We start from the raw sequence: 24,347 nt of genomic DNA, 5'->3' as shown, positions 1-24,347 counted from the left end.
TGGGAATGCCCTATTTTTGGCTATGGTTGTTTTCATTGGATAATTGGTTGCCCTCTCTGCTGGTTTGATTGCGTTCAGCCAATTAATTACTGCGAAAAGTTAATAAATACAGGGAAATCTGCCCCTAATTTCTATATAAAAAAATAGTATGATAAAATTAGCAAAATTAAATGAAAAGAGGCCAGATTGATGTATCAACGAGAGAGAAACAAGAGAAGGACAGAGCATGTTATATTAGGAGTGGATATCTGGACGATTGACATCATTGAAAAACTAAAAAAATCAGGTACATGGGATATCTCGGTGATAGATTATGAAGCGGAGGCGGACAAACTCGCATTAGGATCTACTATTTTCTATTCTCCAGAATTGGCAAAACAAAAACTAAGTAAATCGAACAAAATCATCTTCCATAAGTATTTAGATCCGAAAATGAGATAGTAGCGGTATTTCTGTTTATGAAAAAAGCTAGTCCCAATTTAGGAACTAGCTAACTCAGTCTATAAACTCAATTTGAGATTCTTATTGGATTTAATATCCTGATAGTAAAGAGCATCCCCTGATATGTACATAACATTTGAATGCTTCGAATTAATTTGCAACTTACCAGTTCCATCTAGCTTTACTTTATATAGATAACCAGCATTAGAATAATTACTATAGTAAATCCATTGACCATTTATTGCAAAATAGGGAGCTTTGTCTCCAATTATTCTTGTTTTCTTTAAAGTTTTCTTGTCCATCTTATATAATAGATTGTCTTTAGCATCGGAATAATAATACATTCCATCTTTTTCTACCATTGTATTCATTACGTGAAAGTAGTTGTATTTTGAACTATTGGCTATTGGATACGAACTCTCATCCCATCGATGATCTACTTTCATTTGTTCATTATTTTTCAGAAAGTAATTGTAATGGACACTTCCCGGCTTGTTTGGAACTGGATCGTCCCACGTAGTATCAATGTGGTAATATTGCCCCTCTATTTTTATCATATTCCATGAATGGCCTCCACCATTACCAGTTCCCGAAATTTGAAGCGCTTGAACACCCACCTTATTAAGTAACAATGCCATTGCCTTTGTATAACCATCGCAAACGGCGACTTTATTTATAAGTGAGCCATATGCCTCATAGGAATCATACGGAACCGTGTTTTTCAAAAAGTTATCATAATCATATGCAACTGATAATACGAGATAATCATGAATGGCCTTTACTTTTTCAAGGTCGCTCATATCTTTTTTTATTTTCTCTTTAATTATTCTATTTACTTCGGTCTCTACTTTTTTGTTTTTCTCCAAAACGGCTTGTCTACTACCATTGTATTTAAAATTAACCGTTCCATTTGAAAAGGCAGTTAATCCATTATAGTAAGAGATGGAAGGATTATTTGCGACAGCCTTCGTTACTAAATTCCCGATGTTTTTATAATTAATTTTATTTGGATTAAATGTCATACTAGATTCAGCATTTTGTAAACTTTTAACTATATTATCGTACGTTTTTTGTTCCTCGGACTTTGTAATAGTCTTGGGAGAGGACGTTGCTGCAAAGGTATGTATTGGAGAAATACTTACTATCATTATGATCGCAATAAATAACTTAAATATGTAGTTCATCTTGACCCCTCCAGTTTTAAGTTAATTATATTAAATACTAATTTAATGAGCATCCACTATTAGTTCTAAAACAACAATAATAGATTGCTAATTAAAAGAAATAATACCTATACCATTACTCAATATAATTACTTTGTACCTATAATAATACAAAAAAAGAGAACTATTAGTAGTTTTTCATAAACTACTAATAGTTCTCTTAATTATTATGCTTTACTTGTTTTTCTTCTATTAAATGCTATCCAAAGTCCAACTAGAATGGAAGCAATGCCTCCAACAAGTGTTCCTATTGGGTAGTTCTCACCAGTTTGTGGAAGATATTTTCCTCCATCAGTTTCAATTAAAGAACCTGAATCTTTTGGATTGTTATCTTTTTCATGTGTACTCGGCTGTTCTGGAACATTGGGATTGCCATTATTATTTGGATTATCCGGGTTGCCTGAATTACCTGTGTTACCTGGAGTTCCAGGGTTACTCGGATTCTCTGGATTGCCTGGTTCTCCTGGGTTACCCGATTCGCCTGGGTTACCTGGTTCTCCCGGTTTACCTGGCTCTCCTGGTTTACTCGGTTCGCCTGGTTTACCCGGCTCCCCTGGTTTGCCTGGTTCTCCTGGTTTACCCGGTTCGCCTGGTTTACCCGGTTCTCCTGGTTTGCCCGGTTTGCCTGGTTCGCCTGGTTTACCTGGCTCGCCTGGGTTACCCGGCTCTCCTGGCTCACCTGGTTCTCCTGGGTTACCCGGTTCTACTGGGTTACCTGGATCTACTGGTGTTCCCCCTCCACCTGTCGATATTCTTGCATTCATTTTTTCTAGTATGATGGTTCTTTCCTGTTTTTCAATAATTTCGAACTCTACTGGTGTTTTATCTAATTTATACCCAGCAGGTGCTTTTGTTTCAATTAATTGATATTTTCCAACAGGTAAGTCTTTTAAACTAATTTCTCCATTGTCATCAGTTGTTAACTTCTCTTCATCTATTCCTGCAACAACCTCATACAATGGATTTCCATCTTGATCTACATCTGCCGTTGCTTTTCTTAATTCGAAAATTGCCCCTTTTAGCTTCAAGTATTTATCCGAATTATATTTCGTTAATAAAATGGAGCGATTTGTTTTGCTATTTTCAATTGTTTTCGTAAATATTTCCCCATCTTCTTGAGTTGCTGAATCGAGTTCAATTATATGCTCAGTTGAATCTAGAAGATAATCAGTATGAGCTATTGTTTCTTTTAAAGTATAGATACCGTATGGTAAATCTTTGAATGTTGCGATTCCATTTTCCGTTGTTGCAGTCTCCTTAATGGTACCGTCTCCATTGGTAAGTTCAAATTTGACTCCGTTAAGTAGTTTGGAATTATCGGAAGCGTCCACTTTTGTAATAACAATTTGTCCTGTACCTCGTTTGTTTGTGACAGGTACATCTGTAAACGTGATTTGATCTTGGACTATATTAAAGTGATGTTCTTTAGAATCTAGTAAATAAAACTGTGGCGCTATTGTTTCAATAAGACGGTATTCGCCAGCTGTGAGATCGCCTACTTGAATTTCACCATCTTTATTAGTTTTTAGATTTTTTAATTCTTTTCCATCTTTATCTTTAACTATCTCGTCTCGATCCTTGTATAGTAATTTAAACTCCGCACCTTCTAAAAGGGCACCGCTATCTCCGTCTGTTTTAACTAACTTAAAGGCATTGAGAATTTTAGCATTCTTAATTGGTCCTACTTCGTTAGATGCGGAATCAATTGTTACAGTTAAGCCACTTGCATTTGCATTGTCCATTAAGTAACCTTCTGGGGCTTTTGTTTCCTTAAGAGTGTAGGTACCATATTTTATGTTTGTAAATTTAGCGATACCATTCGTATCTGTTATTGCAGTACCAATTACAGTTTTTCCATCATAAAGCGTGAATTCTGCACTTGGTAAAAATTTAGTTGAATCATCTGCGTCCACTTTCTTTACGGTTAACTCACCTTGTTTGTAATTCGTCATTGACTTTTTAGTAACTTCTGTTTGATCTTTTTGTACTTTGAAATCGATTGGTGTTTTGTCTAACCAGTAACCGTCTAATGCTTTTGTTTCAGTTAATCTGTAATCACCAGGTTCTAGACCCTCTACATAAATTCGCCCTTCAGTAGTTACTAAATTTTCATAACCTGAAATGGTATTATAATCTCCTGATTGATCTTTACGACTAAGTTGGAACACAACACCATTGAGTGGGTTCTCTTCTGCATCAGTTTTCGTTAGTTCTATCGCTTGAAGAACTTTTTGGTTCGTAACTTTTTTTACTTGTACACCTTCTACTAAGGAATCCGCTTTTAATTCTATTTCTTCGCTTTGATTTTTTAAATACCCTGCTGGTGCTTCTCTTTCGACTAGGTCATATTTTCCTTCACCTAGTTTAACCGGGAATAAAAGCTCCCCTTTTTTATCTGTTACACCTTCTGTAAGTTTAATTTTGTCTTTATTATAAAGTTCAAACTTAGCGCCTGGTAAAACTTCACCAGTGACTGCATCTACCTTTTTGAGTCTTAATGGTACTTTTGTTGTAGATCCGGAACCACTAAACCAATAATTGAATTTCTTTTCCTTTACTTCTTTAGTTCCTTGTGTGACACCATCATAGTGTAACAATGCTTCGTTTTTGACTTCGTCATTTGGTGAACCTAAGAAAATTGAACTATATTCAATGTAATAGGCGTTTGTTATTGGACCATCAAATGAAAGAGTAAATTCACCTGTTTTATTATCTACTATTATTGTATATCCTGTGTCTACTAATACCTTGGTTTCGCTAGGCGTACCTTCTTTTGACTCACCTGTTAAAGTTACTTCATACACTTTGAATGAATCTTCTAGAATAAGTTGATTTGGGTTTTCATCATTATCTTTACCTACAGTATCTACTATTTTAACGTTTGATAAGTTAGATTGACCATAATTTAGCTTTAAGTCCCAATCGATAAGGGAAGTTTGATCTTTTCCTTTTCCGTTTTTTGTAATCGTTTCATTTGTGTGAGCTACTATAACTTCAGCTTCCCATTTTGCATTTAGTGTCGCCCCATCAAATAATTCAGCTTTATTTTTAATTCTGACATTCCCGGAAGTTACGGGGAAAATTCCATCAATATCCTCAGATATATAAGTAATTTCATATGCACCTGAAATATTCCCTAACACTATTTCAAAAGCATTCTCTCCCGTTTGGTTGATTTCGGGCGTTATTGGTTCTCTATCGGAATCAGGAGAAACACTGCCATCATCGTTTACAATTACTGGATTTACTTTTATATCTCTTACTTTTTGTCCCTCTGGTAATTGATCCTTAAAGATTGCATTAGCAAGGGTATTTGCATTGAAATTTATGCCTACTTTCCATTTGAACATCTTGTCTTTGTAGTTATAAACCCCACTCTTATATCCATTAGCTTTTTGCTCCTCTTTAATATTGGCTGTAGCATTAGCACTAGATTCATAGTTTTTGCTATTATATACCCATTTTATTCCGGCTACATTTTTATAATCCCTTGTATTACTACCCACATCTCGGATGCCATAATCCGTAGTGTACTTAATAGTAAATGGCTTAGAAATTAAGCCTGGTACCTCGAAAATGAATCCTTCTAAACCTTTGTCAGTAAAGGTATATTCTCCTTCTGTTAAACCAGTTACTTTTAGTGAGCCAGATTTATACTTCATCCCCTCACCTTTATACTCGTCAGTTATAACAATATTCCCCATATTATAAGAATCTTTATTTACGTCAATTTGCCAATCCATTGTTTTAGCATTATAATTTGTACCTTTTGTTGTTTTTACAATGCTTGGGTTACTGTACGGAAAAAATGTTTTATTGTTCGAACCATTTTTACCATCTTGTCTGGTAATGATATTACTTACTGTTCCACCTTCTACAAAATAATCTGTCTGTATAGTTTTATACTTTATTTGATACGGTACTTTGTCGATACCTTGGTTAAATGTTAAGACATAACCTTTCCCATCCGCATCGAGTTTCACTGAATATAAACTCTCATCTATTGCGTTACCATTTTCGTCATAAACTTTAACATCTGTTGCAGCCTTAATTTTATGGCTTCCTGTAATTTTATCTGTGAGTATTGCATCGCTTTTTGCTATTATTTTACGGTTATAGTTATACTTTACGATCCACTCCGCACTACTTCCATATTCATTAGACCTTTCAACTGATTTTTCCAAAGGCGGTCCCCATGTTACCTCTTTGCTACCAGTTGCCTTTTGAGTATTCCCGTCATTAAGAATGGATGCCGTATTTTTATACATAGCCTTCCCGGAATCAGAATCGCTTTCATCGATTATCGTATTATATACAATACGATAAGCTTTTTTGCCATTTGGAAGATCGAGTGTTAATTCTGTTTTCGCATCATTATACGTCGGTGTAATAGAAACTGAATCACCATCACTTAATTTACCTTGTGCATCTACAATAAGTTCAGTGATAATAAATTTTGTTCCAAAAGTATGTTTTCCAGGATTGCTTTGTGTCAAAACATCTGTAAACTTCGCACCAGAAAGATTGTCTAATTTTGTATTAATATCTACTTGCCAGTCAATAAAATTACTGCTTGCTCCATTATTTTCGGGAGTACCGTCTTTCGTAATAGAATGTCCACCCTTGGGTTTAAAATTTAACTTGATCGTTTCTTGGCCTGGTAATTTTAATTCGTATTCTAACTCCGTGTTAGACTCACTATATTTTGCACCAATCGCAAAACTTGCGTTATTTATCTTAATACCTTGGTTTCCATCATCTCGAATTGTGCTATTAAATGTAACGACAATACTGCCATTTTCAACTCGAAAGGAACCAACAGTTCCCGCTTCTCCAGATCCAGAAGCATTCGAGAATATTGCTGGTAATGGATAGGTTAAAGTCGAACCTTCACCAAAATTATGACCCGCTTCCACCAAAAGTTCAAAATTTAATGTAACTAAGTCTCCATTTTTAGGTTCGTAATTAGGAATAGATGTAATATCCTCTTTACCCCCACCTTCTTTATCCACTAGAACAGAAACTTTAGATACATGAGTAATAGGTACAACACTATCAAGTTCGGATGAAGGAACTGGTGGTTTTTCATCTTTAACCTCTGTTGTTAAACCAGTTTCGCTTGTATCTATTGTTTCTTTTCCAGTATTTATCTCTGTTAATTCGCTATTGGAAGCAGCTTCTTCTGCTACTTGTTCATCGATTGCTGCTAGCGGTGCAACAGTTGCCACTCCTTCTATGCTAATTGATCCTGCAACATCAGCCAATTGGTTTGGTGCAATCGTTACGGTAATAAGCCCATCAACTGAAATTGTGTAGGAGCCTATATTACCTGTTAGAGTACCAGTTGTTGGTGCATCTAATTTAAGATTACTTTGTTTTGTGTATATAGTTTCTCTTTCCTCGTCACCAGCAATAAAGCTCCATGGAATACTGGCTTTGCCATCTTCGCTTACTGTGACTTCGCCAAATGTAAAGCTTTGCGCTTGTGGCGACCCAGTGTCAGTGTTTGCGCTAGCTGCAATTGGTCCTATAAAACTTTGTAGGACTAGTAGAAATACTAGCGTTATAAAACTTATCTTTTTCATAGCTACCCCCTGTTATCGTGTGTTTTTTAAGATTGCTTGAACGATTAACCGGTCGGTTGGATTTTTTTTGCCGAGGGGGGTGCAAGTTACTAATGTCAAGAGTGGTTCTTGCCCATCCTGTAATACTTCTATCTCTGTTCGATCCACAACAAAGGTTTGTACAATTTCAAACTCGTATGTTGCTGCTTCTGTTTGAACTTCCACTATATCGTGAGGGATCAGCTCATCTAGACGATTGAATTGTTTTCCCGTTGTTGTCGCTCGATGGCCTGCAAGTCCAATATTATTAACACCGAATTGTTTGTCGGGTTCAATCATGCCAATTCCTTTTGTCAAAGAATTTGGTGTTGCTCCCTCAAAAATCATCATTTCCAAATCAATTTTTGGTATTCGAATAATTCCTCTTGCTCCATTTAATAAGCTTAGCTCTTTATCACCAGCATTTGCTTGAACTTCTACCGGCGAAACTGCTTCTTCATAAGGAATTGTTTCTCCTAGATTTTCAAAAGCCTCTATGAGCTGCTCTTGCTTTGTATCATAAAGTTTTTTCTCAATCTGTGGATAAAACAGGAGGAAGAAACCTAAAAGTAGAAATCCTATACTGATGATCCTCCGCAAATTTACATCTCCTTTCCATGTTAATACGTCCAATTCTTGTTTAGGTATTACTAAGTTTCCCGCCTTTTTTGCAAGCAATTCTATCTTAAGTTGTTTGAAATGTTGTACTCAGAAATACCCATTCAATCATAGCTTTTCTGTACTGAACAAATTCTGAACAACTCAAAAACACTTATCTCCCTTTGCACAGGAAATAAGTGTCGATTTATTTTTCTATTGTTTGCTCGTAAAGTTCTTGCATTTCAAACGGAATTTCAATACCTAAATCAACTCTTAATTTATTTTCAAATATTCTATAATACTCTCTTAGCTTCACACGATTGTTCATTTCTTTATAAAAGTATAGTAGTTTATACATATACGTTTCATTATAGCAATCGATCACTAACATTTTTAGCAAGCATTTTTCTATTAACTCGTGGCTCGCTTCACTTTTCGTTACTACATGTTCCAAATAATTTAAAACCAATTGTTTAAAACACTGTTGAGTTACAATTCCCCACTTAAAATCTTCTTCTTCTAAAAAATCACCTGTATATAGCGTTAGGATTTTTTCAACAGAAGCAGTTTCCCTGCTATCAATGGTTAATAATCTTTCCACTTCCGCATAATCACTATCAATTGATATATTTAATGCATAATGATCATTAACGAATAATATAGCATCTTCCAGCCCGTTTTCTTTAAAGGTTTTTCTAAGTTGGTACACTGTCGTATGCAATAGAGTGGTAGCTTTGTCAACAACGACGTCTGGCCAAAGTTGCTCCATGACAACCGTTTTATGAATAGACGTACCTTGGTGTTGCCAAAGAAAGAGGAAAAGCTCTTTTACTTTCTTGGTTCGCCATTTAACAATATTATGTTGACCGTCTAGAAGGTGGAAGCTTCCCAAAGTTTTTGCATAAAAAGAAAGCTTGTTTTCCTCTATAAGATTCTTACTTTCTTTATACAGCTCTAACTTCTTTTGCGTTTTTTCAATAGCTTTTTTAAGACGTTTTTTATTTAAAGGCTTCAATAAATAATCGATTGCATTCACTTCAAAAGCTTCTAATGCGTATTGAGGATAGGCGGTCACAAACAGAATTTCTAAATGACTATATTGACTTGTAATCATTTCTGCCAGTTCCAGCCCATGGACTCCTCCCATTTCCATGTCTAAAAACACTACATCAACATCCACTTTTTCCAATTGTTCTAATGCTAAGTATGGGTTTGTATATTTTCCAACTACTTCGACGCCTTCCAATTCATTTAACCTAATTTCATTGACGTCTAGTGCTATTTCTTCGTCATCAACCAATAATACTCTCATTGTTTTTTACCTCAGGCAATCGTATTGTTATTTTTGTCCCTTTACCTTCTTCACTATCTAATTGAAAAGTTGCACCTTTAATAAGGGTAAGTTTTTTCAATGGATTAGTAAATCCGATTCGATTGTTTTTACCTTCCAGTAATTCTTGTTGTTTTTCAAGAGGTATGCCAACCCCATTATCCTCAATCGTTATTTTTATGTTAGAGGATTCACGCTCAATCGCTAGCAATAAAGTACCTCCATGCTTTTGTTTTGAAATGCCATGCTGTACTGCATTTTCCACTAACGGCTGAATAGTCATCGATGGAATATACGTTTCAATTGTCTCATCGATAGCGTACTCAATAGTTAGCCTATCGCCAAAACGTATTTGTTCAATCGCCAAGTAAGCTTGTACAAGCTCCACTTCATCCTCTAGTTCTACGAGCGCATGATGTTCCCGGGCATCCAATTTGGCCCGAAAGTAGATGGCTAGATGCTGTAGAGCCTCTCGAGTTTTTTCTACATCATTATAGCTTAATCCGATAATCGTATTAAGTGTATTATATAAAAAATGGGGAGTTATTTGTGCATAAAAAAAACTCAACTCGTCTTTAATAGCATCCTCTGCAGATTTTTTCATTAATAATAGCGACTCTACTCTAGCCTTTAGCTCATCTAAATTTACTGGCTTTTGTAAAAAGTCATTCGCACCTACCTGAAACGAAGCGACTAAATCGGATAGTTGCCCAGCTGCTGTCAATATAATGACTGGGAGCTCAACAAGATCATATTCCTTTCGCACTGCTTGGCATAATTCGTATCCTGACATATTTGGCATCATTAAATCTATGATAACAAGGTCGATTGTTTCTTTTTTTAGAATAGCCATCGCTTCTGAGCCACTGCTTGCAGCGATGACATGATAGTTTAAAGAGTGGATCATATTGATGAGCACTTGCAAGTTTGCAGGCTCATTATCTACCACTAGAACAGTATATGGTTTTATCGCCTTCTCCTTTTCTGTTGATACGGATGTTGCTGACTGTAAAAGTCCCACTTCGTTTGTCCGCTGAAAAATCTCTGCGATGTTTTGCGGTTCTATCACTTCTCCAAGCTGCTGTGTAGTGGCAAGGGGAGCAGTAAAAGTGAAACGAGAGCCCTGACCAATTTTAGAAGCTGCCCAAATACGCCCTCCAGAGCTTTCAATAATATTTTTTGTAATACTTAATCCCAACCCAAGTCCAGTTGAATCTCCGGATCTGCTACTCTCTATTTGATAGAAGGAAGAGAAGATCAATTCCAAATGCTCTTTTTCTATTCCTTTACCCGTATCAGATACCGAGATGTACATCTGTGTTTCTCTAACTTCTGCTTCAATCGTTATGCTTCCAGCTGCTGTGTATTTAATTGCATTATATATTAAGTTAAAAAAGACCTGCTTCAGCTTTTGTTCATCCATATAAATCGGCGGAAGATTTTTTGGCATATTATTTACAAGCTTCAGCTGTTGCATCGGTGAGATCAAATAATTCATCTCAGCGAGCACTTCCTCCACGATGGAAATATTGACAGGACGTGCAGCTAGACGAGTTTCTCCTTTTTTAATGGTAGATACAAATAACAGGTCTTCTACTAAACTTGCCAGACGTTTGCCTACATTATGTATTAAAATAATATTTTCCTGCTGCTTACGTTTTAAAGGCCCATCGATTCCTTCCATTAATAACTTAGATAAGTTGATAATCCCATGTAAGGGGGTGCTGAGTTCATGCGACGTCTTTACTAGAAATTCATCTTTTAACCGGTCATACAAAAGAAGTTCCTCCGATAATCCTTCTACCCTATTAAAGGCAGCTTGATAACGATGTCCCATCAGTAGGGACAAACTAAAAATCATAAGTAAACTTAAAGCGGATAATATACTCTTAACTTGTAGTTCGAACAGGAATTCCAGCCCTAATAATAATCCATAGCACATAAAAGTAGTCATTGTAAGCAATAAATACTCTGTATCCTCTTTTTTCCTTAAAAAGGCTCTCATCAAAACAACAAGAATATAAACAAAGCATATAGCTAAAAAGAACACAATTAGAATCTGTCTTGTCGTTAAAGAAAGGTGTCTAACCAACAGAATAACCGGATTCTTCGTCCCGTAAATAACTATTTGTATGCACAACAAGCTGCTTAGAACAATCACTATTTTTTTCTTTGCATATTGCTTAAACAAATGATAAACAAACAATAAGAAAAACAGTACGACTAAATGGATGACCAACAACTGTAATCTCGTCTGTTCCTTTGCATCAAACCCAGGAAACACAAGAAAAAATAAATATTCATTCAGCATGGAGGTATATACCCCTAGCGTAATGCAAAATAGCGCAAAGAACAGCTCATATAAATACTTTTTCCTTTGTATAAACGTAAAAAAGTGGATAATTCCCATGAGTAAAAACCCCGTAATTATCATCATTTTAATAAGCCGATCCATTTCATGTTTGGCTATTATGTTTTGTGCAGTCCCAAATTTTAGTGGATGTGTGATGCCCCCTGTATAATAGGTTAAATTAGCAACTAGCACGACAATCTCTAGCTGTCTATTTTCACTTTCCCCATACACTGTGTATTTTCTATTATCATATTTAAAATCTTCAATACGCTCTGTAGGGTTACCCACCCCTCCTACTTCTTTTCCATTTATATAAATTTTGCTGGAGTTACGGATCGAGGCTGCCTTTATCCCATATCTCCCTTCCTTCGGTACTTTAACAATCAATCGATAAGTACCTACTCCGTGAGGACCACTTTCTTTCAACCGGTCATTCCATTCTCCTGGCACTGTTATTTGCTTTCGATTTTCTTGACTGATGGCAAAAACATCATAATTGGGACTAGGAACGATTAGAGTATCGGGAAAGAAATCCCAATCCCCATTCAGCTCAATTATCTGATCTTCTTCATCCCAATCTTCCAAGGAAAGAATTCCATTTTGTATTGGAAAAGGTGAGGAAGTGTCTGTTTGAAATGGTTTGATTATATATAATAGCGTTAATAGAAAAATACTAATTGAAAGAAAGATGAAAACTTTTCTCTTCACCATGAGGTACCTCCTTTACCAAAATACTCCTTTATCCACTGTACAACGAAAACATTCATTTTTACAAACAAATTTATCATAGGGATTTCTGGCCAAGACAGGTCGCTTAAGTATACTTTTCAAGCAAACTTCATACATTACCTATAAAAACAAACGGGAGGCAATGCATATCGTCTGCTCAAATTGCGGGCAAGAACAAGTCGTTGGAAACTTTTGCGGAACATGTGGAAATAAATTTGAAAAAGTTTTATTGCGTACGGAACGAAATACTACAGCAAAAACATCCGTACAGCCTGTCGAACCTAATATACATATAGAAAATTTGAAACAGAGATCATCTATTTATAGGACCTATTTCATCCAACAGTTAAAGAAGCCTTCATTTGCGTTTCAGCAAGGAGAAAAAGACTTTTCCAACGGGTTATTTAGCATTGTTTTATTTACATTGCTGTATACAATATCTCTATATTTAATAACTCATAACAACCTCCGGGGAGATTCTTTATTCTTTTTTCCTTATTTTATCCAAATAATATTACTCACTTTCCTATTTTTCGCTATTTCAATATTTAGCCTTTTTATTATTAATAGCTTTTTCGGTTCCCAGTATTCTTTAAAAGCCATTATTAGTTTTTATGGCGGGCAGTTATCTCCTCTCGTTGTAACTATTTCCCTTTCCCTACTTCTCATGATTATCCAATCATTTACGTTTGGAAATATAATGTTAGTTATTAGTTTTATAATCACCATGTTTGTTTTGCCATTGTACTTAGTTAGCTTTTTAATAACGAAAAATCCAAGTGAAATAGATCCTTTATATGGTTTTATCCTATATATTGCGGTTTATGTTTTGTTGTTTGTGATTATCGTAACCCTTTTGGCCGATTCGACGTTGGGAAGGTATTTGGATAATATGATTTACTTGTTTTGAAAGAAGCAAAAGAGAGCTTTGCGAATGGTCCTATTCGCATGGCTTTTTTATATTAGAGATTTAAAATATCTGAATTTTTAATCTAGCAAAAAAAGATAGTCTCTTGTATAGTAAATAGAGGAGGGATGGAGTATATATGAAAAAACATATCGCATTTTTTATTGGGATTATCTTTTTATTTTCCACATTTAGTACTGCTTCAGCTGCTCCATTGTTCAAAGATGTGGGGGACGATTATTTAGCAAAAGCAGAGCTAGATTTTTTAGCTTCTAAAGGAATATTAGTTGGAAACCCTTCAAAAAACTTTGGAGTCAATGAAGCGATTACCCGTCTTGAGGCGGCTGAAATGATAGTAAAGTCATTGGGGCTGGCTCCCACAGAACAGATGGAAGTAGACTTTACGGATGTAGATGCGACTCATCCAGGTTACCCATTCATGGCAGCAGTTTCGAATGAAGGAATTATGATAGCAGATGCGAACGGTGCGTTTAACCCAAATGCCCCTTTTACAAGAGGAGAGGGTGCCGTCTATCTCGTGAGGGCTTTTAATTTGAAAGGCACTACAAAGACATCTTTCGTTGATGTACTTCCTGAATATTGGGTATCAGAGGCGATTAACACATTACAATCACTACATATTGCAACAGGTTATACAGATAATACATATAAGCCTTTAGACAATATAACAAAAGGCGATTTTGCCACTTATCTTGCACGTGTGTTGCATCCTGATTTCCGCAAAGCACTTCCTCCTACGCAAGAGGTTAGGGCATGCGAAAAACCAAGTAAAACAAAAACATACAAGGTAAATGTACAGGCAACTTCTCTTTGGCATAATCCAAACATAGCTCGCTCTGTCGATCGCCCTTCCATTTCCACCCCTGTAGATATTTCTAAATGGACGAAAAGTATGAACTTAAAACAAAAATGGTGGTTGGTTGATAAAGTCGATACACAAGCACTGTATGGAGATCAGGTAACTGTGTTAAAAACGAGTGGAAATTGGGTTAGAATAGCGATTAATGATCAGTTCGTACCATATCAAAAAGAAGGATACCCCGGATGGGTCCCTAAAGCACATATCGTGGAAACGGCTACAGACTATAGCAATTGTTCGATTGCTGTTGTAAATGCAAAAAGTGCTACTTTATATAACGATATGGGCAAAAAGAAAAGCTTTATTCAAATCAGCTATTCAACTATCCTACCTATTGTGAAAGAAGAAGGCGAATGGCTACATGTACAAACACCAGCAAACGGTGTTAAATATTTACTGAAAAAGGATGCCAAACCCTTTAAAAATTACGCAGCTATCCCAAAACCAAGCCAAAAGGATATTGTAAACAGTGCAAAAATGTTCTTAGGTCTTCCTTATTTATGGGCAGGAACATCTTCATATGGTTACGACTGTTCGGGAATTATTTACTCTGTTTATAAAAATCATGGAATCCTTATTCCGCGCGATTCCTTTTACCAAGCAACAAAAGGGACAGCAGTCGCAAAGAAAGATCTACAACCTGGAGACTTGGTATTTTTTGCGGGCAATAAAGGAAAAGGAAAAGTATATCACGTCGGTTTGTATATAGGAGATGGGAAAATGTTACACGCTCCAAATGCATCAGACAAAGTCAAAATTGAATCGATTTCCGCAGGAGTTTACAAAACGAATTATTCAAGTGCAAGGAGATATTTAAAATAAAGAAAACCAGTGTCCTCGTAAAAATACTGGGACACTGGTACTTTGATAAGTTGTCTATGTATTTTACACATTAATATCGTCTGCATAACGATACATCAACGAAATATCAGCTTTATTTTTCAGCGGTTGAAATCCCAATTCGCTATAATAAGGAAATTCATTTGTATTTCTAGCTATTAAAACCATGATCCCTACATTTAAAAGTGTTAGTTGTTCGATCATTTTCTTTATAAAAGCTTTGCCTAATCCTTTTCCACGCCAATCTTCTTTTATATTTATGAAATGGCCAGTTGCCACTAATCCCTGGATGCTCTCTACATCACAAATATCTCTTAAACTTATCAATGAGTGAGACAAGTCCGAAGATATACAATCTGCATCCCCACAAACGTCTAAATAAGAACTTTTAACAGGATTAATTAAATAGAAGGAGGCATGCCCCACATTCACCGATTGATCTAAATCCTCTGTAAATATTAAACACTGGGCCTCCACATTAAATAATGAAGTCCCTTCTTCAATATTCAACTTAAAATCAACATAAACATTTACGTTCTCCAAAAAAATCCCCCTAATCAAATCGCTAAACCAAGATAACCTCTGAAGTAATATATTAGCTATTTTTGAATAATATTGTACTTCTGGTTACTTCTAGACACTAGTATAATGGATAGAAAGAATTATTTAAAGTTCCATTATTAGGCACTAAGTAACTGCATCTATTTTTATTATTCAAGATAGTGAGTAAAGATTCTACATTCTACATTTATAAGAAATAATAGGATTGGATGCATTTCCTATTTAGTTGTCTACGTTTGGCATCAAAAGTTCGAATAAAGATTAACTTTGAGAGAGAAAAAAATTTATGATGACAATTATGTAGGCAGATGTTATTATGAACTCGTTCGACAATATTAATACAAAAGTTCTACCGTATAGTTAGGAGTGCTCATTATCGATTAAGTAATTTATATCTTAAAACTATTTCATTTTATCTAGGTTATCTTCAAAATGGAGACTTAGTAATTGCCAATGGATATATAGAGAATAAGTAAAATAGTGTTAGGGGAAATTATTAATAATGAGGAAAATTATCACTGGACTAATGGTTCTTTCAATAGTTTATAGTTTCGGGCATATAACTTCTGTTAAAGCACTTGAAAAAACTACTTATTTAATAACAGAAGAGAACAAAAAAATTGCAATTGGTTTACCTACTATGATTTCTAACGTTAAAACTGAAGCACTCAAAGAAACCTCCTATAGTAAGGTGATGGATGGAAATAGCGAAGTCCTGAACATTACCCTTGTTCCATCTACCTTGGGCACTAAAATTCAGGTACCCCTAGAACTTAATAAAGGTGAAACTGCTGTCTTTTACAAAAATGAATTTGGAAGGACTTTTAATTCGGGTAATATATATAATAAATATAATCATTCAATAGGAGTTATTGATGTAAAAGTAGCCAATAACGATGGAAATACACAAATTATCACTTCGATAGATAGCAACAACATTTTACTGTTAAACGTGAAAACAAAAAACGTTTCTAATTTAATCGATATTCAAGTAAACATGAAAGCAACCTCTTTCTCTACTTATTTCACTAAGAGTGAATGGATATATAGAGGTGGTATAACTTCATTAAGTTTGTCACAAAAACCAGATGTTGCTAGTTCAAAAAACTCCGATCTAAATAAAGTAATAAAAATAGATGCTTGGGATAAAATAAAATCTATACATACTAACAATAGTAAATGGTATAATTCGGAAGGTATGCAAAATCAATTTGATTGCCATTTTGACTTTGCTAAGAAGAAGGACCTTTGGAATTTAGAACCTGATAGACCAAATGTAGATTACTTCTCTACTGTGTTGGCATCATGTAACCCTTAAAAGTAACCTTAAATGAAAAAGAGCAGATTTCTTTTGTCTGTTCTTTTCTTTAACTATTCTGTAACTCAAATTCATTGATGCTATTTTGTAAGCAGATTTATTTATGTATCTATTTGAATTCCTTTCTCTTTTTCATGATACAACGACTTATCATTAATTAAAATAGGAGGCGTGTAGTCTTGCAGCTAAATTTTGATATGAAACTAGATAATATTCTTGGAACCCGCAAAGCTTTTCATATTATGGAATGTGAAATTTGTGGTTTCGATGAAATTTACTATAAAGATCCGAAAACAAATCAACAAATAGGTGTAGCCTGTGAAGGATGTAACTATATAAAAAAATTTGATTTTACTAATTAAATTTGGTTAAGTTCTACAACCAACACTATTCTTAATCACTTCTATTACCCTCATTTGTTGTTCAGCTGTCATCTTTGTATCTGATGGCAAGCAAATTCCATTAGCGAATAGAATTTCACTCACTTTTATTTCTTCATCGTGTGCGTAAAATTCACATTCCTGGAAAATGGGTTGAAGGTGCAGTGGTTTCCATACAGGGCGTGCTTCAATATTTTCTAAGTCAAGTGCATCAATGAGGTCATTGATAGAAATGCTAACCCGCTTAGGGTTTAAAAACATTACACTCAGCCATCTATTAGAAAACGTATTTGGTAATTCAGGACTAAAAGAAATACCTTCGATAGAGCTTAAGCAATCTTTATATCTGCCGAAAATTGCACGCTTTTGTGCTATACGTTCATTTAAAGCTTCCAATTGTCCTAGTCCAATTCCCGCTAACACATTACTTAAGCGATAATTATATCCGATCATACTATGCTGATAATGCTTCGCTTCATCCCGGGCTTGAGTAGCTAAAAAACGAGCATGCTTTATAGCCTCCACGTCATTTGAAATCAGCATTCCTCCACCTGAAGTTGTAATTATTTTATTGCCATTGAATGAATAAATCCCAAATGTACCGAATGTCCCACTTTTTTTTCCTTTATACAGTGAGCCAAGTGATTCTGCTGCATCCTCTATAATTGGTACATCATACTCATTACATATCTTTATTAATTCATCCATTTGTGCACTTTGTCCGTATAAATTAACGATAATAACAGCTCGTGGAAGTTTTTTCCTATCCGAAGCTGCGATAAAAGCTTTTTTTAATGCTTGCGGTGACATATTCCATGTATCGAAATCCGAGTCAATAAAGACTGGAGTTGCCCCTCGATAAACAATCGGGTTTGCGCTTGCAATGAACGTTAAACTTGAACAAAATACAATATCCCCTACTCCTACACCAAGTATATTTAATGCTAAATCAATTGCTGCTGTACCAGAACTAACTGCAGCCGCATCTGCAATTCCTACGTATCTTGCTAATTCTCGTTCAAACTTCTCCACATTTGGACCAAGAGGGGCGATCCAATTCGTTTTAAATGCCTCATTTATATATTTTTGTTCATTTCCACACATATGCGGGGAAGATAATAAGATTCGATTATTCATATTAAACCTTCTTTCTTTATCGACTTAGCTGGCACTCCAACAGCAGTAACATTAGATTCTATATTTGAAATAACAGAACTGCCTGCTCCTATATTTACCCAAGAACCTATTTCAATTCCTGGAATAACAGTGGCTCCTGCTCCAATATGGCTTCCTTCACCGACTTTTACATTTCCCGTTAAAGTAGTCGCAGGGGAAATATGTACATACTCTTCAATTACACAATCATGCTCTATTACACAGTTAGTATTAATAATTGCATGATTTCCAATAGAGACATCAGCATTAACTATTGCTCCTGGCATCACAACCGTTCCAAAACCAATGTTCGCCGAATCACTTATTATCGCACTGTTATGTACGATCTTTGCATATCTTTCTATCGAAAGATCTAATCTTTCCACTAGTTGTTTTCGCACAGAATTGGAGCCAATAGCAATAACAACCTTAACGTCATCTACAAGAATTTCTTCTAGTTGATGTATTGGTCCCTTGAGAATTTGATGTTCATAAGTATTCTTTTGATATTTATCATCTAACTTAGCGATAATTTTTCCATTTTGAGATCGAATGGAATCTGCAATTACCTTTGAATGTCCACTATCGCCAATAAGGATAATCTTCTCCAGGATGTCCACCTACTATCAATTAATTTTGTTTCCTAAAAATTTAGTAATCGTTGCTTGTCCTTCTTGATTAATCCCTTCTCTTATAAATACTTTCTTCACAGTTTTAAGCAAAATCTTCAAATCTAACAAGAAAGACTGATTCTCTACATACCATATATCCAATTCAAACTTTTCTTCCCAAGAGATTGCATTTCTTCCATTAATCTGTGCCCAACCAGTTATACCTGGTCGCACCTCATGCCGCTTTGCCTGCCTCGCATTATATAAAGGTAAATATTCCAATAATAACGGCCTTGGTCCGACAAAACTCATATCACCTTTTAATACATTCCAAAGCTGAGGAAGCTCATCTAAGCTTAACTTTCTTAGAAACCTACCAAAAGACGTCAAGCGAGCATAATCCGGTAGCAGTTCACCTGTTTCATCATGCTCTTGTGTCATAGTTCTAAATTTATATACGACAAACGAGCGCCCCTTTAACCCCGGTCTTTCTTGCTTGAATAAAACCGGAGATCCAATCTTGAAATAAATTAATAGAGAAGTTATCCCTATCACAGGTGACAACAGAATTAGGGCAAAGAAACTAATAATAAAATCAAATATTCTTTTCAAATAAATCACTCTTTATTAAATTATTTTTGTTGAACTTGTTTACATCACTAATCATTTGGGCCTCTAGCTTAGTTGCTAACCTCTCCCAGGAATGATTCTTTTCCACATAGTTTCTAGAATTATTACCTAATCTAACTAACTCTGATTTATCAATATGAGTAAGAAAGTTTACTAGCTCTTCTTCAAAATTCCCCCTAATAACTTGACCTCCGCTAGCTAATTCTACTGGGGTTCCTTCTACATCACATAAAATTACTACCGGCAATGAAGCACCCATATAATCAAATAATTTATTTGGACTTATACCCCATTTGAACACTGGAGAATTTACTAATGGCAATAAACCTACATCTGCATATTTTAAAATTTCGGGAATCATTTCTTTCTTTACAGGAGGGAGCATTGTAACATTAGTTATTTTTTCTCTTTTTATACGTTTTACTAGTCGTTCTTTTTCCGGTCCATCTCCAATTAATACAAAATGAATTTGTGTTTCTTTTTTCATGATTTGACTAGCAGTATTAAGTATGACATCCAGATTATTAGCTTTCCCGTGCGCACCTGTATATATAGCTATCATTTGTTGTTCTAAATTCTTTAGTACTTGCTTTATTTCTGTAGAAAGCTCTATCGAGTTAAAGGTCCTATCCATATCAAATCCATTAGGAATATACAAAAACTTCTCTCTTGAAATTCCTTTTGATTCTCCATAATTAACAGCTTTATCAAATAAGAATATAATTCGATTAGCTTTTCTGAATAAAAAAAGTTCTATTTTGGAAAGTATATAAATAACAGGATTCCTTGGAGACATTTTACCTAAATCTATTAAAGTTTGTGGCCATAAATCCCTTTCTTCGAAATAAAAAATACTATTATATTTTTTGGCTATGAGATAGCCGATGTAAGCTGCAAGTGGATGAACCAAGGATCCAATTACTATATCTGGACGGCTACTCTCTTTTCTTGCGATTGTATAAGCTCGCTTCGTATAAGAGAGCATATTAAAAACTCTTTTAAAATTATTTTTATAATATGGAGTTGTTTTGATCCAGACAAATTTAACACCTTCCGATATAGACTCTTTATGGATACTTTTACTCCCCACTAAGTGCTCTTCAACTAATAATTGATGATTAAAAGAAGATGCATATATTGTAACTGAATGTCCCATCTTCACTAGTTGTTTTGCTAAATCGAAATGCCTCGTTCCACCACTGGAATTAGCACCAGAAGCGTAATGATTGAAAATCCAAATATTCATTATAAAACCTCTCTACTACTTTAAATTTCCTTAGTAATTTCTAAGAACCAAAATATTTTATAAGACTACAAAATCTCCAAATCTTCCGATACTTTAAAAGGGAGCTACCTTACAATTTTTTTCAGATAGTACTTTACAAACCCAACGCGAAATCATTTACAAAAGCTCTTATATACTTCTATCATTTTCCTACTCTCTTCTTCCCAATTAAATTCCCTCTCTATAGCTATCCTCCCGTTCCTTCCCATTTCTTGAGCCACGTCGGGATTGTTCAATAGATAATTTATCGCATCTGCAATAGCCTTAGGATCTTCTGGATTTACACATATTCCGCATTTATACTTTTCAATAATAGTGCCCCATAATGGAAAATCTGAACAAATTACTGGAATTCCAGCAGACATATATTCAAACATTTTATTTGGTTGTGCGTTAACATTATTCGGCTCAGGCAAAAATGTAACAATACCAGCCACTGATGTATGTAATAATTCTCTAACTTCAGGACGTTTTAATATTCCTACATATTCTATATTTCTATGAGCACTTAAAGTTATCTCCATATCCTTCGGGTGCACTGGACCAGCAAATATGATTTTTCCCTCAATTAGTTCTGCTGCTTTTATTAATTCATACATCCCCCTAATGGGAACCAAGCCACCAATATAACAAACTTGTCCATATGAATTAAATAAATCCCTAGAATTCGTCATTAGCTCATCGAGGAGTGGAAAATTATTAACATTGACCGTATTTCGGTTAACTTTTTTAAATCTTTCTGTAATATATGGTGTTGCAGTTATCAAACAATCTAATTTACGAGCACAATAATTCTCAAAAATTTCAATAATAGTTGCTGTAGGCTTTCTCATAAATGAAGATATCCATGGTTTAGATAAGATTGCTCTAGGTAAATCTTCATGAATATCATAAATTACTATTTTCCCTCTTTTTTTTAAAGCTAATCCTACTGGAAGCAGTTCTGGGTCATGGAAATGATAGATATCAGCATTTATCTCCTTTGCCTTATTAAAAACTTCTAATACTGTTTTTGTCATTCTCATAAAACGGTTACCCTTTCCCTTCTTAACCCCTTTCACATTTACTCCATTGATTATTGAATTTTCAACTCCCGGAACGACATAGGTTACTTCAAATCCTGCGCTTACTAAAGTTAAGCATTCCTTCAGATATATCCTCGTATCATAAACAGTATGAACAGAAGTTAAATGACAAATTTTAATGTTTATTCACTACCTTTGCGCATGATTTTTTATTCTATATAATATTTTTATCATTAATGCCTTTATTCTATAATTAGTATTAATTAAGTACTTTTCCCATTTAGTGGATATATGCATCAAATAACTATTATTAGTTTTATGTGCGATAAATTTTAATTGGGTAACATGTAGCATATGATAGATTATTGTTGAAATATTTCTTACTTTTTTTCCCTCTAGATGTAAATCATAATAGGACCAAAATCCAGCATCCCATCTATCAATATTTTTTTCTAATGATGTCACTGCATTATTAATTAACTTACTAAGTTCGCGTGTTTCTAATTTTCTATCCTGTAATTTTTCTAGTACTTCCTTAAACTCTATTAAACCAATTAAAGAATATAAAAAACCATTTAACACATGTACGGGTTTATCTGTAGGGTACTCTTCAAAAAAAATAGAATCATCATTTACATAAGAAACCACCCCTTTATCTTTAATAGTTTTCTTGAATGGTTCTATCGCTTTAATAGCAAGATTAATATATTTTTCATCTGAAGTTAGTAGATATCCTCTAGTTAAAATACTTATTCCTTCTCCTTGTGCCATACAAGATATCCAATATTTCTCTAAATCGTTCCATTCAAATTCATAAAACCAGAGACCATTTTGGTTATTTTCACAAAACCAACAAAGTACGTTCATAAATGCATTTTTGTGTATTTCTTTCCCATTTGTTTGATATCTACCCCAATGAGCGAATCCATAAGAAGCGATTCTAGTAGGATTATATTGTTTTCCTTTAGATGAATAGATTTTCATAGGAATACCATTTTCATCAAAGGGATGGTAGTAATTTACTTCGTCATCTAGAGTGAAATCTAAATCTACTGGATAAATTGCTTTGCTAGGATCAGTCTTCAAGTTATATTTTTTTTTAACTAGCAAAAACTCAAAAATATCCTTACTAAACTTTTTAAATCTCATGTTTTACTCCTTTATATACACTATCTTTAACAGAAAAATAATTCTTCTGTGTAGAGATTATTTTTAATAGCAAGAATAACAAAGGGATGGATACGAATCCTCTACCGAGTGATACTGAATAAAAGTTGGAAAGCATTAGGTGAATCATTCCTAAAAGGACAATTACTTTCCCTGCTGTATAAAGAAAAGTAGTATTCAGCTTAAAAAAATAGTCTAATGAGACTAAAAACATACTAATAAATATGGTTGAAAATATAACTCCGTAAAGACCCCAATCTGCGTAAAAGGACGCAAAATAAGATGCATTTACAAGTCCCCCCTGTATAGTAGTGTTAAAATAATTTTCATATATATAACTTGGTATATTAATATATTCTTGACCTGTAAAAAAAGAAAGTACCTTATTTGATGAAAAACCCATGGATAAATTATGGTTACTAAAATAATCAAAATACACTCCACTTGCATAAGAAGGAACCCATGTAAGTCTTCTCCAAAGACTATCAATAAGGACTATCATGCTGTTCAGTCCAGATGAACCATACAACAATGGGTATATAGCGGCTGGAATTAAAAGAACAATAATTATTCCCATAGTTATTTTTTTAATCTTTAACCTTCCTTCAATTGCAAAGTTATACCCAAAGAGTCCACTTATCATAAAAATGACAACTGGTGACTTCGCGGTAGTGGATAAACAAAAGAATATACCTGTAAGCATAATCAGAAAGTAATGCCATTTTCCTATTTTCTTCTTCGCAAATAAGATGGATAGAAAAGAGAAATATAAGGGAAATATTAAAGTTCTCGAGTAAGCATAAATATAAGTTAGTAAAGGGGTAATGTTGGATGTTAATCCAGAAATTCTTTGATTCATTACTTCTATACTATTATTTGGACTAATAAATAATGTGAATAAAGCTATATTCGAAAAACCAATATCAACTATAAAAACCACTATTATCGTCAAAAATATCAATGAAAAGAAATGAATTCTGCTATATAAGAATTTATCTGTTGCATTGAAATGTAGATTACTAATCCTCAAATTAAAAGAGTATGTTGACTTTAAAACGACAATTTTTATAAAAGAAGCTACCAATACCACTATTAAAGGAATCATCCATACTGACAGAAGAAAATGAATATTTCCAAAAAGTTCGTACACCTCAAGTGCCCTAATATAGATCAAAAACAAAAAGGAATAGAGAAATATATGGACAAATGAAAAACTTAGAACCTGACCATAACTAATTTTAATAATCATTATACTTACTAGTGGTATTAAACAATGTATTAGAAATAGCAGCATATTTTATCCTTTCCA

General features: G+C 34.4%; 18 protein-coding genes. 5 read left to right on the top strand and 13 right to left on the bottom strand.

Annotated elements, in window-relative coordinates; all coding sequences use genetic code 11:
* Positions 1–189: 189 nt before the first annotated feature.
* Positions 190–441, top strand: a complete 252-nt coding sequence (locus tag FS486_RS16095) for a hypothetical protein (protein ID WP_144512807.1) — start codon at positions 190–192, stop codon at positions 439–441.
* Positions 442–500: 59 nt separating this feature from the next.
* On the opposite strand, the gene FS486_RS16090 is transcribed toward FS486_RS16095, so the two are convergent.
* The 5 genes from FS486_RS16090 to FS486_RS16070 form a co-directional block, all read right to left on the bottom strand.
* A complete protein-coding gene (locus FS486_RS16090) occupies positions 501–1,625 on the bottom strand; it encodes a DUF5050 domain-containing protein (protein WP_144512806.1) in 1,125 nt (374 codons plus the stop codon).
* Positions 1,626–1,831: 206 nt separating this feature from the next.
* The gene (locus FS486_RS16085) at positions 1,832–7,249 is read right to left on the bottom strand and encodes a SpaA isopeptide-forming pilin-related protein (RefSeq protein WP_144512805.1); all 5,418 of its coding nucleotides are present in this window, start codon (positions 7,247–7,249) and stop codon (positions 1,832–1,834) included.
* 12 nt (positions 7,250–7,261) lie between these two features.
* Positions 7,262–7,867, bottom strand: coding sequence for a class D sortase (locus FS486_RS16080; protein ID WP_144512803.1), 606 nt, complete (start codon positions 7,865–7,867; stop codon positions 7,262–7,264).
* Between the two features lie 205 nt (positions 7,868–8,072).
* Complete coding sequence (locus FS486_RS16075; protein WP_144512801.1) at positions 8,073–9,179, bottom strand: response regulator; 1,107 nt, start codon at positions 9,177–9,179, stop codon at positions 8,073–8,075.
* Positions 9,160–12,261, bottom strand: a complete 3,102-nt coding sequence (locus FS486_RS16070) for a hybrid sensor histidine kinase/response regulator (protein WP_144512799.1) — start codon at positions 12,259–12,261, stop codon at positions 9,160–9,162. Before FS486_RS16070 ends, FS486_RS16075 begins: the two co-directional genes overlap by 20 nt.
* A gap of 160 nt (positions 12,262–12,421) precedes the next feature.
* On the opposite strand from FS486_RS16070, the gene FS486_RS16065 reads away from it, so the two are divergent.
* Together FS486_RS16065 and FS486_RS16060 are read left to right on the top strand one after the other, a co-directional pair.
* On the top strand, positions 12,422–13,189 hold the full coding sequence (locus FS486_RS16065) for a hypothetical protein (protein WP_144512797.1): 768 nt from the start codon (positions 12,422–12,424) through the stop codon (positions 13,187–13,189).
* Positions 13,190–13,325: 136 nt separating this feature from the next.
* Positions 13,326–14,888: an NlpC/P60 family protein gene (locus FS486_RS16060; protein WP_144512795.1), complete on the top strand. Its 1,563-nt coding sequence runs from the start codon at positions 13,326–13,328 to the stop codon at positions 14,886–14,888.
* 63 nt (positions 14,889–14,951) lie between these two features.
* Here the strand turns inward: FS486_RS16060 and FS486_RS16055 are convergent, their stop codons facing one another.
* Positions 14,952–15,449, bottom strand: coding sequence for a GNAT family N-acetyltransferase (locus tag FS486_RS16055; RefSeq protein ID WP_186321484.1), 498 nt, complete (start codon positions 15,447–15,449; stop codon positions 14,952–14,954).
* Between the two features lie 520 nt (positions 15,450–15,969).
* Between FS486_RS16055 and FS486_RS16050 the strand changes: the two genes are divergently transcribed.
* Both FS486_RS16050 and FS486_RS16045 read left to right on the top strand, forming a co-directional pair.
* The gene (locus FS486_RS16050; RefSeq protein WP_144512791.1) at positions 15,970–16,785 is read left to right on the top strand and encodes a DUF2599 domain-containing protein; all 816 of its coding nucleotides are present in this window, start codon (positions 15,970–15,972) and stop codon (positions 16,783–16,785) included.
* 179 nt (positions 16,786–16,964) lie between these two features.
* Complete coding sequence (locus tag FS486_RS16045; RefSeq protein ID WP_144512789.1) at positions 16,965–17,147, top strand: acyltransferase; 183 nt, start codon at positions 16,965–16,967, stop codon at positions 17,145–17,147.
* A 6-nt stretch (positions 17,148–17,153) separates the two neighbouring features.
* On the opposite strand, the gene FS486_RS16040 is transcribed toward FS486_RS16045, so the two are convergent.
* The 7 genes from FS486_RS16040 to FS486_RS16010 all read right to left on the bottom strand — a co-directional run bounded on the left by FS486_RS16040 (position 17,154) and on the right by FS486_RS16010 (position 23,897).
* Entirely contained in the window at positions 17,154–18,302 is a 1,149-nt protein-coding gene (locus FS486_RS16040; protein ID WP_144512787.1) for a DegT/DnrJ/EryC1/StrS family aminotransferase, read from the bottom strand.
* Positions 18,299–18,931 (bottom strand): acetyltransferase, encoded by a 633-nt coding sequence (locus FS486_RS16035; protein WP_144512855.1) that lies wholly within the window; start codon positions 18,929–18,931, stop codon positions 18,299–18,301. Before FS486_RS16035 ends, FS486_RS16040 begins: the two co-directional genes overlap by 4 nt.
* Positions 18,932–18,946: 15 nt before the next feature.
* Positions 18,947–19,543, bottom strand: coding sequence for a sugar transferase (locus FS486_RS16030; RefSeq protein WP_313957008.1), 597 nt, complete (start codon positions 19,541–19,543; stop codon positions 18,947–18,949).
* Complete coding sequence (locus FS486_RS16025; protein ID WP_144512785.1) at positions 19,527–20,807, bottom strand: glycosyltransferase family 4 protein; 1,281 nt, start codon at positions 20,805–20,807, stop codon at positions 19,527–19,529. Before FS486_RS16025 ends, FS486_RS16030 begins: the two co-directional genes overlap by 17 nt.
* A 152-nt stretch (positions 20,808–20,959) precedes the next feature.
* The gene (locus FS486_RS16020; protein WP_260858133.1) at positions 20,960–21,997 is read right to left on the bottom strand and encodes a glycosyltransferase family 4 protein; all 1,038 of its coding nucleotides are present in this window, start codon (positions 21,995–21,997) and stop codon (positions 20,960–20,962) included.
* 63 nt (positions 21,998–22,060) lie between these two features.
* Complete coding sequence (locus tag FS486_RS16015) at positions 22,061–23,020, bottom strand: D-glucuronyl C5-epimerase family protein (RefSeq protein ID WP_144512781.1); 960 nt, start codon at positions 23,018–23,020, stop codon at positions 22,061–22,063.
* A complete protein-coding gene (locus FS486_RS16010) occupies positions 23,010–23,897 on the bottom strand; it encodes an O-antigen polymerase (protein ID WP_144512779.1) in 888 nt (295 codons plus the stop codon). Before FS486_RS16010 ends, FS486_RS16015 begins: the two co-directional genes overlap by 11 nt.
* Between the last annotated feature and the right edge of the window lie 450 nt (positions 23,898–24,347).

This window comes from Bacillus sp. FJAT-22090, from assembly GCF_007676755.1.
Classification (GTDB): Bacteria; Bacillota; Bacilli; order Bacillales_A; family Planococcaceae; genus Psychrobacillus.
The sequence above is the reverse complement of the archived record's forward strand: the minus strand, read 5'-3'. Positions and strand labels throughout refer to the sequence as shown.